This window comes from Nocardia ninae NBRC 108245 (assembly GCF_007990755.1).
In the GTDB taxonomy this organism is placed as follows: domain Bacteria; phylum Actinomycetota; class Actinomycetes; order Mycobacteriales; family Mycobacteriaceae; genus Nocardia; species Nocardia ninae.
The window spans coordinates 34,272-50,404 of sequence record NZ_BJXA01000036.1 but is presented as its reverse complement, the minus strand read 5'-3'; the positions used below and the strand labels follow the sequence as shown (position 1 = coordinate 50,404).

At 64.0% G+C, this 16,133-nt stretch carries 13 protein-coding genes; 9 read left to right on the top strand and 4 right to left on the bottom strand.

What is annotated here, in order from left to right; genetic code table 11:
- Positions 1-23: 23 nt before the first annotated feature.
- Together NN4_RS24330 and NN4_RS24325 are read left to right on the top strand one after the other, a co-directional pair.
- Positions 24-887 carry an alpha/beta fold hydrolase gene (locus NN4_RS24330; protein WP_147135699.1) on the top strand — a complete coding sequence of 288 codons (864 nt, stop codon included), beginning with the start codon at positions 24-26 and terminating at the stop codon, positions 885-887.
- Positions 888-919: 32 nt separating this feature from the next.
- The gene (locus NN4_RS24325) at positions 920-1,759 is read left to right on the top strand and encodes an EamA family transporter (RefSeq protein ID WP_147135696.1); all 840 of its coding nucleotides are present in this window, start codon (positions 920-922) and stop codon (positions 1,757-1,759) included.
- Positions 1,760-1,871: 112 nt separating this feature from the next.
- Here the strand turns inward: NN4_RS24325 and NN4_RS24320 are convergent, their stop codons facing one another.
- Positions 1,872-3,890, bottom strand: coding sequence for a DUF7937 domain-containing protein (locus tag NN4_RS24320; RefSeq protein WP_147135693.1), 2,019 nt, complete (start codon positions 3,888-3,890; stop codon positions 1,872-1,874).
- 19 nt (positions 3,891-3,909) lie between these two features.
- Positions 3,910-6,072, bottom strand: a complete 2,163-nt coding sequence (locus NN4_RS24315; RefSeq protein ID WP_186818607.1) for an outer membrane protein assembly factor BamB family protein — start codon at positions 6,070-6,072, stop codon at positions 3,910-3,912.
- 403 nt (positions 6,073-6,475) lie between these two features.
- Between NN4_RS24315 and NN4_RS24310 the strand changes: the two genes are divergently transcribed.
- The 5 genes from NN4_RS24310 to NN4_RS24290 all read left to right on the top strand — a co-directional run bounded on the left by NN4_RS24310 (position 6,476) and on the right by NN4_RS24290 (position 11,437).
- Positions 6,476-6,925 carry a hypothetical protein gene (locus tag NN4_RS24310; RefSeq protein ID WP_147135687.1) on the top strand — a complete coding sequence of 150 codons (450 nt, stop codon included), beginning with the start codon at positions 6,476-6,478 and terminating at the stop codon, positions 6,923-6,925.
- A gap of 221 nt (positions 6,926-7,146) precedes the next feature.
- The gene (locus NN4_RS24305; protein ID WP_147135684.1) at positions 7,147-8,358 is read left to right on the top strand and encodes a cutinase family protein; all 1,212 of its coding nucleotides are present in this window, start codon (positions 7,147-7,149) and stop codon (positions 8,356-8,358) included.
- 241 nt (positions 8,359-8,599) lie between these two features.
- A complete protein-coding gene (locus NN4_RS24300) occupies positions 8,600-8,737 on the top strand; it encodes a GNAT family N-acetyltransferase (protein ID WP_147135682.1) in 138 nt (45 codons plus the stop codon).
- Between the two features lie 355 nt (positions 8,738-9,092).
- Positions 9,093-10,256, top strand: coding sequence for a hypothetical protein (locus tag NN4_RS46250; RefSeq protein WP_147135679.1), 1,164 nt, complete (start codon positions 9,093-9,095; stop codon positions 10,254-10,256).
- Positions 10,253-11,437 (top strand): SNIPE associated domain-containing protein, encoded by a 1,185-nt coding sequence (locus tag NN4_RS24290; protein ID WP_147135676.1) that lies wholly within the window; start codon positions 10,253-10,255, stop codon positions 11,435-11,437. Before NN4_RS46250 ends, NN4_RS24290 begins: the two co-directional genes overlap by 4 nt.
- A 5-nt stretch (positions 11,438-11,442) precedes the next feature.
- Here NN4_RS24290 and NN4_RS24285 read toward each other — a convergent pair whose 3' ends face one another.
- Together NN4_RS24285 and NN4_RS24280 are read right to left on the bottom strand one after the other, a co-directional pair.
- The gene (locus NN4_RS24285; protein WP_186818606.1) at positions 11,443-11,724 is read right to left on the bottom strand and encodes a DUF262 domain-containing protein; all 282 of its coding nucleotides are present in this window, start codon (positions 11,722-11,724) and stop codon (positions 11,443-11,445) included.
- Between the two features lie 482 nt (positions 11,725-12,206).
- Positions 12,207-12,770, bottom strand: coding sequence for a hypothetical protein (locus tag NN4_RS24280; RefSeq protein ID WP_147135671.1), 564 nt, complete (start codon positions 12,768-12,770; stop codon positions 12,207-12,209).
- A 407-nt stretch (positions 12,771-13,177) separates the two neighbouring features.
- Here NN4_RS24280 and NN4_RS24275 point away from each other — a divergent pair, with 407 nt between their 5' ends.
- The gene (locus NN4_RS24275) at positions 13,178-13,864 is read left to right on the top strand and encodes a response regulator transcription factor (RefSeq protein ID WP_246181057.1); all 687 of its coding nucleotides are present in this window, start codon (positions 13,178-13,180) and stop codon (positions 13,862-13,864) included.
- Positions 13,846-16,068 carry a sensor histidine kinase gene (locus NN4_RS24270; RefSeq protein WP_147135668.1) on the top strand — a complete coding sequence of 741 codons (2,223 nt, stop codon included), beginning with the start codon at positions 13,846-13,848 and terminating at the stop codon, positions 16,066-16,068. The genes NN4_RS24275 and NN4_RS24270 overlap by 19 nt, the downstream gene beginning before the upstream one ends.
- Positions 16,069-16,133: the final 65 nt, after the last annotated feature.

Here is a 16,133-nt window from a genome sequence, read left to right as displayed (position 1 = left end):
TGTAACGAACTTGGGATGAGGTTATGGGTACCAACGAGCGGACCACCACGGTGAACGGCGTCAACCTGTGTGTGCAGGGTTTCGGAAATTCAGCCGATCCGGCGGTTCTGCTGCTGCACGGCGCCGGGGAATCGATGCTGGCGTGGGATGTCGAATTCGTCCAGCGGCTCGCGGCGGACAGACGCTACGTCGTCCGATACGACAGCCGCGACGCGGGCCGGTCGACCACCTATCCCGTCGGCGTTCCGGCATATGGGCTGCGCGATCTGGTTGCGGATGCGGCCGAGCTGATCACCGTCCTCGGACTGGGCAAAGCACATCTGGTCGGCATGTCGCAGGGGTCGGCCGTCGCTCAACTACTGGCACTGGACCATCCCGAACTGGTCGCCTCCCTGGCCGTTGCCTCAGGCACGCCGGGTGGGCCGGGCCACGAGCAGTCCGACTTGCCGGGGATGACACCGGAGCTAGCGGCATACTTCGCTGCCGAAGCCCCGACCCCGGACTGGCACGACCGGAACGCCGTGGTGGAGTATTTGGCCGAGTCGATGCGTCCGTTTGCCGCCGCCACCCGGCCGTTCGACCTCGAGACGCAGCGGGAGCAGGCTCGGCGCGTCGTGGACCGTGCGAACAATATCGGCGCGCAACTGACTAACCCGTACCTGCTCGACCCGGGCGCGCCCTGGCGGAATCGGCTGGGGCAGATAGCAGTACCGACCTTGGTGCTGCACGGCACCGAAGATCCGCTCTTCCCGATCGGACATGGCCGGGCACTGGCCGCGGAAATCGCCGGCTCGCGCTTCGTAGCGCTGGAACAGACCGGCCACGAGGTCTTCCCGCCGCATACCTGGAGTGCGGTCGTTCCCGAACTGCTGGCCCACACCGCCTGAGATCCGAGAATTCAGAGAAGGACAGCTGTTTAATGATCGCGATCGCGCTAGCCCTCGGGGCGGCGTTCGGCTGGGGTACCTCGGACTTCCTCGGGGGTTTGAAAAGCCGTACTCTGCCGCTACTTTCAGTGCTGCTGATCTCGCAGTCCACCGCGCTGGTGCTGGTGACGGTCTTCACGCTCGTCCGCGGTGGCGGCCCGCCCGAACCCGCCTCGCTCGGTTATGCCGCGCTGGCGGGTCTCGCCGAAACCGCCGCGGTTGCCGCGCTGTATCGCGGGTTGGCGGTCGGCAGCATCAGCATTGTCGCGGCGGTTGCCTCGACCGCGCCGGTGGTGCCGTTGCTGGGCGGGTTGCTGTTCGGCGAGGTGCCGGGAGCACTTCAATTGGCCGGTCTCGCAGTGGCTCTCGTCGGTTTGGTGGTTGCGTCGTTGAAGTCCGAGCAGGGCGGCAAGGCTGGTCAGGTGCTGCCGAGCATCGGCTTCGGCCTACTCGCCGCAGTCGGCTTCGGGACGTTCTTCCTGGCCATGGACACCGCGAGCACGGGTGATATCGGCTGGGCACTGCTGACCGCCCGGCTCACCGCCGTCGGACTGATCGGCGTTGTCATTCTCGTCGGACGGCAGCGGGTTTCGGTGCCGTCCGAAGACATCCCCTCGATCGCACTCATCGGTGTGCTGATAGTGGCCGCCGACGCCCTCTACGCGACCGCCTCGACCCTCGGCATGGTCGGCATCGTCGCCGTACTGGGGGCCTTGCACACCCTCGTCACCATCGCGCTGGCTCGAATCTTCTTGAACGAGAGGCTCGGTCGCCCGCAACAGGTGGGTGTCGGGGCGGCGCTGGTCGGCGTGCTCGCGATCGCGAGCGGTTGACGCGCACGCGGGCTCGCAGGTTATCCGAGCAGCCGGGCGGTTGACCCCGAGGGGCAGAACGCTCGGGCGTGCGAACGGCATCGTGTACCAAAGCCCTTGCAACACCGCAACCTCACCGCAGGTTCGCGCCGGGTGCTCTCGTGGTCCCCGGTATCGCCAGGGCACCTGCGAACAAAGGGATTCCGGCGTATAGGTCCCGGACTGGGCCGGCTACTAGGACCGCGACGGCGACGGTGATCGGTAAGCCTGCGATCATCAGATCCGGTGTGGTGACCGGTACGCCGCCCGCCAGTGACTGTCCGATCAGTCGGATTGCGGTGCCGATGACTGCGGCGGCGCACCAGCAGAGTACGACTTCGCGTGACGGCCGCGGATCGACACCGGGTTGCCGCCGCACTCGAATCGCTTGTGCGCCTATAAGTGCCGCCGCACCGGAAATCGCGGCTGTGACCGCGACGACGACGGCGGTGACAACGTCGGTCGATCCGAACGAGAACAGGATCACCGTTGCGAAACCGTCGACCATCGTCCAGATTCCGACTATCCCGAGCGTATTGCGTCCTGCCACGAGCCAGGTGTAACCGGCGTGCGTACCGTCATCCGAATCGAACGGCGAGCCACCCGCCGCGAACGCGACGGCTGCCGCGACACACCACGCCGCGAGCGCGAAATACCAACCGCTGCCGAATCGTTCGACCCCACCACGCTCTGAATGCGAGAGCAGAAGTCCCGCAACGAGAACCGTCGAACCATAGGCCGCGACGGTGAGCCGCCATGCCCCGAAGTCCACCCGCAACCCAGTACCGGCGAGGGCAGCCACGGTGACCGCGAGCATCGTCGTCAACGCGAACGCCACAGCCTGCACAGTTGGCTCCGAGATACCCTGCGCCCCGGTATCGACCGCGAGAGCGGCGAGCGCCAGCAGACCGGAGAACAAGCTCAACGCTGCCGCAACCCACATCGCGGGTCGCAACACAACCAACCACGTTCGCGTCGAACTGCTCCCAGGGATGGCGGCTCGTGGTTGCAGAGCGAGAATTGTCGCCGCCGCTCCCCACCAGACGGCCGGTCCGACGCCGGGATTCTGCGGTGCGGAATCAACGAGGAAGCGTCCGGCGGCAATCAGATCGGTGATCGAAAGCAGCACGAGGAGAGCCAGATACGGTGTGATCGCGAGTATTCGAAGGGTACGCATCGGTGCGATGTCGCCGACGGCACCGAGCGCGCCGACCCTGGACAGATACGGCAGTGCCACCGCACCGATCGCGAGGCCGGTCGAGAGCACGATCAGCGTGAGCAGGTAGGCCGAGCCATCACCGGTGGACAGTGCGACGTCGCGGTTCCATCGGAGAAACAATGCGCCGATGAGCAGTGTCAGTGCGGCGCCGTCGCGCACGCGATCGGCAAGGGGGATGTCGGCGAGCAAGGTTGTCAAAGGTGTGCGCGGTGTGATCGTCGGGGCTTTGCGCAGGTTGACCCGTGGGACCGGACGCAGCGCGACACGAGGCGGGACCGGTCGGTAAGGGATGGCGGGTGCACGTGGTGGCGAGACGACACTGTGCTGCCCGGTGGCCGGCGATACTGGTCGATAAGGGCCGGCCAGGCACCACTTGCGCGTCGACTGCGCGGCCGCGAGCAACAAGGTCAGTACCGGAAACGCCAGCAGGACAAGGGAAAGCCCGCCGGCGATCAGCGTGGCGTTGCGGAATGCCGAGTCGAGTTCGCTCGAATCCGTGCCCTGGGTCATATCGTCGAGCGCGCCGCGCAACTCGCTGCTAGCCGATTGCGCGGCGATCCATCCGACGATGTACCCGGCAATGACGACGAGACAACCCCAGATGATCATGGTGCGGCCGGACATTTTGTGCCGCAGCAGTTGGACCGCGCCACCGAGAAGCAGCCAAGCGGTGACAGCGTTGCTGATCTGACCGCCGACGACTAGTTCCCGCCACCACTGCGGGCCGAATAAACTCGACATCCGCAGCGCGTTTTCCATGCCGATCTGCGCGGCCAGCGCAAGGAATGCGACGAGACCTAGCAGCGAGACGAGACCGCCGAGCAGTGCCAGGATTGCCGCCAGAATCGCGGTTGCGCCACTGGACGGGGGCCCGGCGGGTTCGGATGGGTGCACGGTATTCCTCCAGTGCCTGTTATCGGCGGTATGCGGTGGTGCCGGACGGGCCGCGGGTATCGCTGACCAGCTTGGCGAAGCATTCGTCCACGGCGATCCCGTGGCCGTCGCACCAGCCGTTCGCGGCGTCGGGATCGGCGAAGGTGACACCAGCGATCGTCACCCACCAACCGTCGAGGTCGAAGGTGCGCCACTCGTCGCTCCACACCAGCCGCACATCGGGATACATCAGACGCAATCGCAAATGCTGGTTCAGAATTTCGGTGGCGTTCCACTGCACCATTCGTCCGTCCACATCGGGCGCGACGAGCCCGGGACGTTTCGCGGAGAGCTGCGCGACCCATCGATCGGCGAGACGTGCTGCGACGAACGGGCGGTCGGCATCGGCCTGTGCGCGCAGGGCGTCCAGGCTCGCGGCTTCGGTATCGATACGCGACGGGGGAGCGGCAGCGGTGGCGGCGAGTGGGCTGACCACAGTCGACGTGGCTGGTATCTCGGCGCTGCCGGGACCGTGACCTTGGCTTTGTTCCTCACATTCGACCAGTTGGTCACTGGCCGCGGTCACCGTGGAGGTGGCACTCGAAGTTCCCGATGACGGGCCGAGCGAATTCGGTAACCGCCAGAAGCTGCCGACGGGATACTTGAATTCCCGCGTTATCGTGACACCGCCGCTCGCGGTGTCGGTCCGCGGCAAATACATCGGCGTATCGGCGAAGTCGAAATATCCCGAGGCGACCGTCTGTCCGCTGGCGGTCACGGTAATGCGCATCCGGTCAGAGGAGACGATATCGCCACCGGGGCAGGTCGCCTTGATCTCCGCCTTGACGATGAGTCCGCCACTGTCGGTGCGGTATTCGACCGGCCGTATAGTGGGGACGCTCCCGCATTTGGTCACCTGCCTGCTCCCCGCAGCCGCATCGAGTCCCGACTTCTGTTGCGTCCCAGCAGTTCCCGGCGCCTCTGCGAGTCCGCCGGTCGGCGGGTAGTGGCTGATCCGGTCCACGGTAGCAACGGCGAAGCCTTGACCGGCAGGCTCGACGTGGCTCGACGCCGGATTGTGCAGCACCCACGCCGACCGGCCGGTGCGCAAGTCGACGGCGGTGAGAATGTTCTGGTCCGCCAACAGGATTCGCTCGCCATCGGAAGCCACAATGATTCCGGATGCAGCGCTGGTCCACAATGTGGCGCCGGTGCGCCGATCGTAGCCGGTGATCGCATCCAGGCTGTTGCTGATCGCGATATCGCCGACGATGTGGTTGATTTCGCGGCCGGACGCGGTCCATTGCCCTGCGCCGGTAGCGAAGTCGTATGCGGTGCGTCCGACGATGTAGGTGTCGTCCTCGTCTGGTCGCACTAGCCACGGCGCGGCCGGCCAGGACCTTCCGTCGTGGGTACGCAGTTGCCGACCGGTTTCGTCGACCACGACGGATTCCATGGTGCTGCGGGTGCAGCGGCGGCCGATGAGTCCGAAACCGGGATAGATTGCGACGCCTTGCAATTCGCTGTCGATCACCCGCCGTCCATCGGTCGCGTCGGCGACGACCGCACCGGCATCACTGCCGAAATAGACGAAGCGGCGGGAGACCCCGAATTGTTGCGAATCACCAGAACCGGGGCAGAGGGGATCGATCGTGTAGGTTTTGTGCCAGCGGGCAGTCAGATCCTCCGTTGTCCCACGGGACATTTCGCGATACCCGGCGGTGACGATATCGCCGTCGATCACCTCGACGCGAGAGACGTCACCGGCCGCCAGCGTGTGGTCCAGCCGGCCGTCGGACATGCGGAAGAATTGAACGGACTCGCCGCCGATACAGGGCAGCAGGCCGCCGATCGTTTGGGTCGCGCACGACGGACGGCTCGGGTAACTATCGATCGGCGTCTGCCATCGGAGGGCGCCGGTTCGGGAGTCGATCGCCACCAGCACCGGCGTCATATCGGTACGCGGCAGAATGACGGTGCTGATCAGGGTGTCGCCCAGGTCGATGAAACCGGGCTGGAGGTACTGATAGGAGGTCGGGTCGGGTCGGACGAACTTTCCGCCGGTCACGACGTCATCGGCGTCGACCGTCCACCCTTGCGCCGGTACGGTCGGGTAGGTACCGCGCAGTTGTCCTGCTGACGGATCGCCGGAATCGGTCGTATGCCGAGTAAAGAAGACGACCACCACACTGCAGGTCAGCATGAGCGCCGACGCGACCAGGAAAACCAGCGTCGCTCTGGAAAAGCGCGCGACCGTCGGCGGAGGCGGCTCCGGGAAACCCCGTCGAACCTCTCCGGTATTGCCGCGAATCATCCGGTCCACCCATCGCATTCGTCATTGCCGGTGCCCTGCACAGACGAACGATGTGCACAAGGTGTACCGAAGTGTAGGAGCGGCCGGCTATCGCCCGGTATCCATTGTTCGCACGACACCAACGGTTTTCGACCATGGATCTGCCAGGCGGCGAAGGTCGTGATGTCGGGTGAACGACCGACACCCCGCTGTATTCGAGTCGCGTACCGTCGAATCCGATTGCAGCCCAACATTGACCGAGCTGTGACGATATCGAATGATCGATTTCTCCGATCGGATGAAGATGCAGCAAATGAGAGCGTATGCCGGATCAATTGTCGTAGGCATCGCCACATCGGCGATGGTGCTGTTCGGGGCAGGAACTGCCGCGGCGGTGGTGCCACTGACCGCGACACCTGGTACCAACGCACTGACGTTCACCTTCCAGAACAACGACATCGAGGCCACCACCTGCGCGGCACACGCCGACGGGCCGGTGTACTTCGACACCATCACGCTGCGCGTGCCACCACGCGCCTCGGCAACTGTCACCTACACCGACGTTCCGGCCGGTTTCTATCACGTGACCTGGGGTTGCCGCGCGTTCTCCCAGGGCGACCTTTCGGTCACGGTCGTCGGCGCCGAGCTCGAGGGCGCGAAACCGCATCAGGGACCCGCCAATCCCGCACCGGCCAATCCCGCTCCGGCACAGCCGAATCCAGCGCCCCAGCGCCCACCGAGCGGTTCATTCGGATCAATCTGATTCGAGCAGCGACGAACGCGACAGACACCCCACCCGATCACGTCCTGGTACGGCGTCGGGCTTAGTGGGTGAGCCAACCATGTGGGTGGCAAGGTACGTCAGTACGACGCTTGCCGCCCACATGACCAGCGAGTGTCGGGCGAAAAGCCGATACCTGCTGACGGAAATCGCTGCGACCATGAATACGCATCGAAGAATGCATAGCGGATCGAGGAAAACCCATGCGGTCGTCACTTTGGCCCGTAGCCCGGATAGCAACGTGGATTGCTCGAACCGGGGTCTGCTCCCTCCTACTGGCGACGGCAGCTGTCGGGCTCGAGGGCAGCGGGACTGCTTCTGCCGCAACGTGTCCCACCATTGTGCTCGGCGCGCCCGGTACCTTCCAAGGACTCTCGCACCCCAAGGACGGTGCCGATAAATCCGACCAGAAAATTCGTTTCGGTGAGCATGTCGCCGCCGTCGTCGCGGCCTTGCGCCAGAAGGTGGAGATCAAGGACTATGCGATCGACTATCCGGCCGTCGGAGCGCGGCCGGATCATGCGATCGACGCTCGGGTGGTCTATGACTTGTCGCTGTACAAGTGGAGCAAGGACGCCGGCTATTCGGCTGCCTACAAAATGCTGAAAGAGCAAGCGGCCAAATGTGCGACGGCCGAGTTCGTGCTCGTCGGATATTCGCAGGGCGCCCACATCATGGGCGATCTCGCGCAATCGGTATTCCACGGCAATGGTCCGGTCGATCGCTCCCGCATCGGCGCGGTTGTGCTACTCGCCGACCCCGCCTATAACGGCCCATCGCCGCGCACTACTGAAGCGGTCTACACCGATGGCAAACTGACCCAGGACCAAGACCACTGGAAGATCGGCGGTGGGCTCGGTCAACGCGCGCACTTCGTGAACAACGATCCGGTCGTTTCGGTGTGTGTGTACGGCGATCCGGTGTGCGATGGCGCCGACTTGGGTGGCCAGGACGGCAAGTTCAAGCCGTTGCTCAATGTGTGGATGCACGGTCTCTACCTCGGCCACGGGTTCGAGGGCGAGCGCGACTTCGCCACTTGGACGGCGGTACAGGCGGCTCGGCTCATCAAACCGGCGGGCGTGCCGAGCGCAGCCGCCCCTGCCCCCGCTCCAGCCCCTGCCCCCGCTCCGGCGCCCCCCGCCAAACCAGCGGAATCCGTGACCATCACCCAAGCTGGACCCCGCAGCGTCACGGTCACCGTCACCGAAGCAGGCGGCGCCGGTGATCGGGCCATCCGCTGCTGGAACGCGACGGACGCTACCCACAAGTGGGGCGAGAACTACCTGGGCGAGACAAAGGCGACCATCCCTCGTTCCGGCAGTTTCACCGTCACCTGCCCCACCGCCCCGAAGTCAGGCACCTTCTCCCTCGAGTTCTTCAATTGGCGATGGTCCGCGCCGATCCAATGGCGATAGTACGGTCGCCTGATCCCGTCCCTCGACTACAGTCTTGGGGTCGACGGAGGGACCGATGGTGTCCATCGAGGTGCTCCCCGTGGCGGCGGCGGCGACGTCGCGCTGGTGGCGGAGCTGACCGGACTGGTCAACCGTGTGTACGCGGTGGCCGAACATGGGATCTGGCGCGACGGTTACAGTCGCACAACAAGTTCCGAGCTGGCATCGCTGATCCGAGCAAGTGAAATCATCGTGGCTCGCGGTGCGAATGATCGGATCGCCGGGGCTGTGCGGGGTGCAGCAATTCAGCGACGGTATAGGCGAATTCGGCATGCTGGTGTGCGCGCCCGAACAGCGAGGCAGCGGCCTCGGCCGGGCGCTGGTGGACTTCGCTGAATGATGGTGCGCCGCACAAGGTGCCACCATCATTCAGCTGGAACTGTTGGTGCCGCGTGGCTGGACGCACCCGGTCAACGAACTCTAGGAGCGGAGCCTGCTCGAATCGTGGCCTCCTGCGCATGATGGGCCAGGGGATGCCGCCGTGCGGCTACTCCATGTGATGGCTGTAACAGGCCGAGCGTGGTGACGACAAAGGGGCAGGCGTTCTTTTATCCGCCTAGTGTCTCCAAGCCATCAGAGAGGGCGGGACCGACGTGACGCGGCATAGGGGTTTCTTCGCTGAGCTACAGCATCAACAGCGGTTAGCGCAGCAACGACAGGCACAGCAGCAGCGGGCGTCGGCACGTGAGCACAACATGGCCGTCCGCGAGGCACAACGGTTCGCGAGGGAGCAACAACGCTTCGCGACAGCGGCGATGCGTGCGTCGGCGGCCGACCGGGCCGCGGCCGACAAGGCTGCCACAGCCGCGCACACAGCTGCTCGCGAAGCGGAGGTCATGGAGAAGAACGCCCAGCTGACGATGACCTATGACGCGATCGACAACCTTCTCAAAGCAACCCTGGATGTCGATGACTGGGTCGATCTGGAGTCGTTACGCAAGCAGGCCGAGAACCTTCCGTTCGATCGTCCAGACTTGCTCCCACCCACTCCGCCGCCGCGCTACCACCTTTCAGCTACCCGCCCAGTTTTCGTGCCGCCCGCAATGCCGACGGGTCTCAGCGGAGCGTTGAGCGGAAATCGCAAGCACGCCGCACGGTTGGCGGCGACGCGACAGGAATACCTCCACTTGGTGCACCAGTGGGAGCAAAGCATGGTTCATGTATGCGAATTGAACGCTGAGCTCCGTGCCGGCTGGCGCCGGCAAGAGCGGAGACGTGCTGCGGAGTTGGAGGACGCTCGAAGACGTCACCAGCGAGAGAATGCTGAGCTCCAGCAAGGAGCCGCGGACTCGAACGCGAGCTTGGACAAACTGATCGCAGGACTTCTAGAGCGCCAACCCGACGCGATGGATGAGTACGTCGGTGTCGTGCTGGCCAACTCGATCTATCCAGAAACCTTCCAAGTGGCCTACGAGCACGCTTTCAACGCCGCCGATCGTGAACTCCACATCACCGTTCTGGCTCCGGATCCCGAGACGTTGCCGACGACGAAAGCCTTCCGCTACAACAAGGCCAACGACGAGATCACCTCGACTAGCCTCCCGGTCGCCGAAGTGAAACGGCGTTACGCGTCTGCGATCGCGCAGACCGCCTTGCGGACGGCGCACGAAGTGTTCGAAGCCGATCGGGAAGAAATTATCGACAGCATCGCGCTCACGGTCGCAGTCGACGCCGTTCACAGCGCGACCGGGCATGACACTCGCATAGACCTCATCCAGCTGGCCACCGACCGGGCTGAGTTCCTCGCAATCCAGCTTGCCCGAGTGGAGCCTGCGTCGACTTTGGCCCACTTGGCCTCTGCGGTCTCAAAGAACTCATATGGGTTGGCGCCCCTGGCGACTCAAGGGGTGCGTGGATGAACGACCCGCAGTCTGTCATCGTTGGGTTGCGGAAGATGCTCGTCGTGAAGGAGCGAGAATCTGCCGATCTGCAAGATCGAGTGCGAGAACTGAGCGAACAGCTCCTAACCACCACAACTCCAGTAGTCCCGCAGCCGCAGACAGATCCTCGGGTAATCACGGTAGACGACGCTTTGGTCCTTCAGGAGGTGGGGATCTATGAATATCACCATCCCTTGGAGAATGCCGAATGCTACAAACTGGCTTTGATGCAGCTGCGGGGCGCCGTGCGTGATGCTGTCAGGACGAGCGAAGCCATCGTTGTGGCGAAGAAGTTCAGTTTCAACAACTCCCTTGCCGAAGGCCGGCGTTTGACCGTCGACCTGTCCAAGCTCATGCTGCGGGCGTACAACTCCGAAGCGGAGAACTGCGTTCGGACCATCCGCGCCGGAAACCTGGACACCGCCAAACGGCGACTCGACAAGGCCGCCAAGGATATTGAGAAGCTAGGCGCGGCGATGCAGATGGTCGTAGCGCCCGACTATCACAGACTGCGGATCCAGGAGCTCGAACTCACCGCCGACTACATGATGAAGGTGCAGGACGAGCGAGAAGCGGCGCGGGAAGAACGAGAACGACTGCGCGAACAACGCAAGGTCGAACAAGAGCTCGCCGCAGAGCGGGAACGACTCGACAAGGAAAAGGCACACTATCGGGCGGTGCTCGCGCGGCTCACAGCCTCGGGGCAGGACACCGTGGAGATCGAGGCTCAGCTGAGCCGAATCGGCGAGGCAATCGCGCACAACGACTTTCGTGCCGCGAACATTCGTGCCGGCTACGTCTATGTGATCTCCAACATCGGCGCATTCGGCCCGAACGTGATCAAGATCGGACTGACGCGCCGACTCGAACCACTGGACAGAGTTCGCGAACTAGGCGGCGCCTCCGTGCCATTCCCCTTCGATGTACACGCCGTGTACTTCTCCGACGACGCGGTTTCGCTGGAAAACGAGCTGCACAAGGAGTTCGGTTCACGTCGGCTCAACCACGCGAACCTCCGGCGCGAGTTCTTCTTCGCGACCCCTGACGAAGTACGTCAAACGTTGATGAAGAAAGTCGGAAACCTGCTGGACTACAACGCTTCACCCGCGGCAACACAGTACTTCCAATCGAAGAGCTATTGGCCTGTCAGCACTCCCTGACAACGTCACGAAGCTGGTTGATTGCAGCGCCGCAGCTTGGAGGCATGGGTCTGTCCAGCTCGCCGCACTGCGTCGAGAAGCAGCACGATGGTGGTCAGCCGTTGTTGCCCGTCCACTACGTCATAGACGCGGTAGCTCTTACCTTCAGAATCGAGCTTGTCACCCTGATCGTGCAGTACCACCAAGCCGGTGAAGTGCTCACGGTTGGGTCCAAGGATTTCGAGGTCTTCTAGGAACTCCGTTCGCTGCTGCGAATCCCAGGCGTAGCCGCGTTGGTAGTCCGGCACGCTGAACGCCCGCCCCTCGAAAGCTGCGGCACCGATAGGACATTGTCCAAAGCCGCGAGCCTGACCCTATCCGCCAGGAGCGACACTCCCTGCCGCTTTGAGTGCCGCGATCGACGCGGCTTCCATCAACTCGCGGCGACGCTCGCCGCCTGAGCACCGTGCCCCTCCTGGAGCGCTGTGTGATTGGACCCGGTGTCGCTGTGATGAATCAGGTCGAGCTCGATCGGATGTCCGCAATGACCACACCGCCACACGGCCATGTTGAGTGCCTTCGACACCAGCGTGGTCGTTTTCGTGGCGACTGTGGTCCAGCGGACGATGGCACGGGGGTCGGCGTCGCACACCAACCCACATAGGCCCATCCGGTCCAGGTCAAGAGGTAGGTGAAATCGGCTACCCCACACCCGGTTTCGGTGCGGTGGCGGTGAAATCCCGGTTGAGCTTGTCGCCGGCGGCGGGTCCGGATTGACGTTGTCGGAGTGTCAGTAGATGTAGATACCCGCGTTGTCGCCTCCGCGGCACACGACGGGGTATTGGCCGGTACACGTCATCGTGTATGTGTGGTTGGTGACTGGGCTCCATGCCTGCACGGTCAGCGGGGTGTCGCGGCTGGAAAGCAGGAACGCGCTCTGGACGTTGAGGCTGAACGGGCAGCTGGTGGTGCCGAATACTGCCGCTACGGAGGCGAACTCGCTGCTGCCCGAGCCGCAGACTCCGACGCCGACCGGAAGTCGGAAAATGGGGGCAAGCTCCTCGGTGTGGCTGAGGAACTCTTCGGCGGTGGTGGGTTCGGTCTTCGAGCCCATCCAGCGCTTACAGGCGGCCGAGACGGGGATGCTCGCGGCGTCGAGGGCGAGTGAGCCCAACGATGTTGTGGGATGCATCTTGAGCGTCAGCGCGATCAGCTTGATCAGCGGACCGGTGAGGTCGCAGCCGACCTCAATAGTGGTCTCGTTCGTTTCACAGGCGGTCGTCTCGGCAGCGCCGAGGATCACCATCAGAGACACGATGAGGGCGCGCGCCCCGCATTGGAACATAGTGGTCACCTTTCGTAAGCTCGGCCAGAGTCTGGCCGCGCCGGGGGAAGTGGAGTGGGATTGCTGTGCGCGCGAGGTACGCGCCTATCGGTTCAAAGTTGAATGTCTGCGCGGCGAAAAGCCGGACGCTGCACGGGGCCGCAGTGAGAACTAAGGCCTATACGGGTCTATCCCGGGTGGGAGCGACCTCGAGAGCGCCGCAAGAGTGGCGCAGTTTGGGGTGGTTCGTCGGATCCAACCCGGCAAGCGGCAAAACTGCGGCGAGCGGGCATGGCTAACTCCTGCAACATTTCTGGTTCTGCTAAGGGCTGTGTACGTACGACGGTAGCCAGCAACGTTGTTCCGGCGACAGATTCAGTTTTGAGTGTCATAGTGGGAGATTCGCGGCGTGACAGCGCGCCAGCGCTGAGGTTGCGATGATGGACACCTCTACTGACAAGCCAAGAGGTTTCGGGGCGAGCATGATCCGGATCGGAGTGGTCGAGGACCATGAGGTGTTCGTCGACGGGTTGCACCGCAATCTCGCCGACGAACCCGATCTCGAGGTCGTCGCCAGTGCGGCCACGGTCGAGGCGTTGATCACCCGCATGCCCGTGTTGGATTTGGTGATTTTGGACTTGCTGCTACCCGATGAATCCAGCCCGCGTGAAAATGTGATGCGATTGGCTGCGGTCGGGGTGCATCGCGTACTCGTGCTCACCTCGGGTGACCGGCCTGACCTCGTCCGTGACGCGGCCCGCGCCGGAGTGCTCGCTGTGATCCGCAAATCCGAGACGTCCGAGGCCATCCGTGCGGCGATCCGCGCGGTCGCCGCAGGTGACACCGTGGGTTCGATTGACTGGGCCGCCGCCATCGACGCCGATCCGAATCGCGCCGGCCTCGCTCCGCGTGAAGAGGAAACACTAGCCCTGTATGCCTCGGGAGAGTCCGCGCGCGGAGTGGCCGCGCTGATGGGAATCACCCCCAACACGGTCAAGCTTTATTTGTCGCGGATCCGTGAGAAATACGCTGCCGTTCAGCGTCCAGCGAACACTAAATCCGAACTGCGACAGGCAGCCATCGATGACGGCTACACACCTCGAGCATGGTGGCGACGACGCTGATCAGCACTGGGGCCGCACCTCTCGCGACTGCCGCACAGACCCGACACCGGTTCACGCGGTGGTCGGCTCGTATGATCGCCGGCGGCTACTCGGGATATCTATTGTTGCTCGCCGCGCGCGTTCACACCGAAGCCGCGTATATGCAACCGTGGTGGCCGCCGACGGCTCTGGTGCTGACGTTCGGCCCCGCCGGGGTGCTGGCGTGGATGTCGTGGCGCGGCTCGCTCGCCGCGGTGCGCGCGGCCGCGGCGACAGTAGCAGTGGCATATTTGCTGGCCACGTTGCTGTGGTGGCCCGCGTGGACCGGGTCGGCGTTGCCGCACTCGGTGTGGCTGTCGTTCTTTCCGGGGTTGGCTGCGATGGCCGCAGTCCTGGCGTGGTCAGCGCGCATCGCGATCGCCCATCTGGTGATCGCAGTGACCGCCTCTCAGCTGATCAACCAAAACCGTTCTCCGGACGCAAATTTCGCCTTTTTGCCCGAGTGGGTGTACTCGTTCGGCTTCTCATTGGTGTTCGTCGCCGCGTTGGTCGTGGGTCTGGCGGCAGCACGCGAACTCGATGACACCCGGGCAGTCGCGGAGCAGCAGGCCGCTATCGCCGGTGCCGCGCAGGCGCGCGCCGAGCGCCACCGTCGTTATACCGGTGTCGTGCACGACTGGGTGCTGTCCACGCTGCTGACCGCTGCCCGCCATCCCGACCTGCCTGCGTTGCGCGCGCAGGCTCTCACCGCGCTTCGTAAGATCGCCGCCCTTGGCGTGAATCCCGCTGGGACCAAGCTGGATGCGGCTGCAACCCTGAGGCTGCTGCATGACGGAATCCCCGAAAGCCAACCAGTCTGTGTGAATGACACCAGCACTCCGAATGCCGTGTACGACTATGACGTTCTCACGACATTCACGGCTGCACTCGGCGAAGCTGTCCGTAACAGCCGCCACCACGCCCCGGGTGCGCAATGCGACATCATAATACGGTTGACCGACAATAGAATTACTGCGACCGTCACCGACGACGGCCCCGGTTTCGACCCCACCGCCGTGGCGCCGGACCGCCACGGTGTCGCTGGCACCATCCACGCTCTCGATCACGTCCCGGGCGGCCGCTCGGCAGTCGATACCAGCCCCGGAGCGGGAGTGCGGGTCCAGTTGAGCTGGACCGAACCCACACCATCGAAAGTCGAATTACCCGACGCTGGGGCCTTTTTCGGCTTGCGGACCCCCGCCGCGTGGATTGTCGGCGGGCTCTATTTCAGTGCGATCGTCGCGCTGGCCAGCATGTCCAATCACGGCTCGCCTTGGGCGCCGACCATCCTCGCGCTCGCCCTCAACGCCGCAGCGATCATCATCGTCCTCGGAGTATCGGGGGACCCGCTACCGTGGCCGGCCACGCTCGTGATAGCCGCCTCTGGACCGGTCGGGGCGATAATTGTTTTGTTGGGCCCGAACAATTTCGACAGCATGGAGCAGTTGTGGCCAGGATCAGCGACAGCGGCGATATACACCTTCGTCATGATGCGCGGCCGGCTCGTAACAGCATGGGCCGCGCAGGGGGCAATCGTTGCCTGTTGCGCGGTTTGGGCAGTACAACACCAGATCAGCGCTCCAATCGCCGTCATCGGACGCATCGCTGACTTCGCACCCCTGCTGGCCGCCACCTATTTCAGCGTGACTTTCCGGCCCACGCTGACAGAGATCCACCGCGCACGTGACCGAGCAATCCACATGCGGAAGGTCGCCGCCGCCGCACACACCGCCGCCGAAGTCAGCCAAACGCAATTACATCGACTACAAGAGACTGTGTGCCCGCAGCTCACGCGAATCAGTCGACCCCCACCACTATCAGCGCGAGAGCAGCACGCCTGCTCGGTGGCCGAACAACGACTCCGCAGCAGCCTACGCGGTGCGAACCTCACCAGCCGAGACTTTGACGCCGCCGCTGACGCAGCCCGAGAACGCGGAGTGGAGGTCTTGCTCTACGACGACCGCGGCACCGAGAACCTGCTTCCCCAAGACATAGACAACCAACTGTTGACCTGGCTCGCCAACGACATCAACACCACCCCCGACGGCCGAATCACCATCCGGCTGGTTCCACCCGGCCGCGACCACTTGGCCACTGTCGTGGCCACAACCGCTGCTCACCACAGCCGCAAGACCTACGGTCCTGAGGGGGAAACCACCACTAGACAACCATCTACGGCCAGCTGACCATGAACCGTCACGAGTCGGGGCCGCTCTGGGCTGTCCTGGGGTTCTGTCCGCTGAGTTATGAG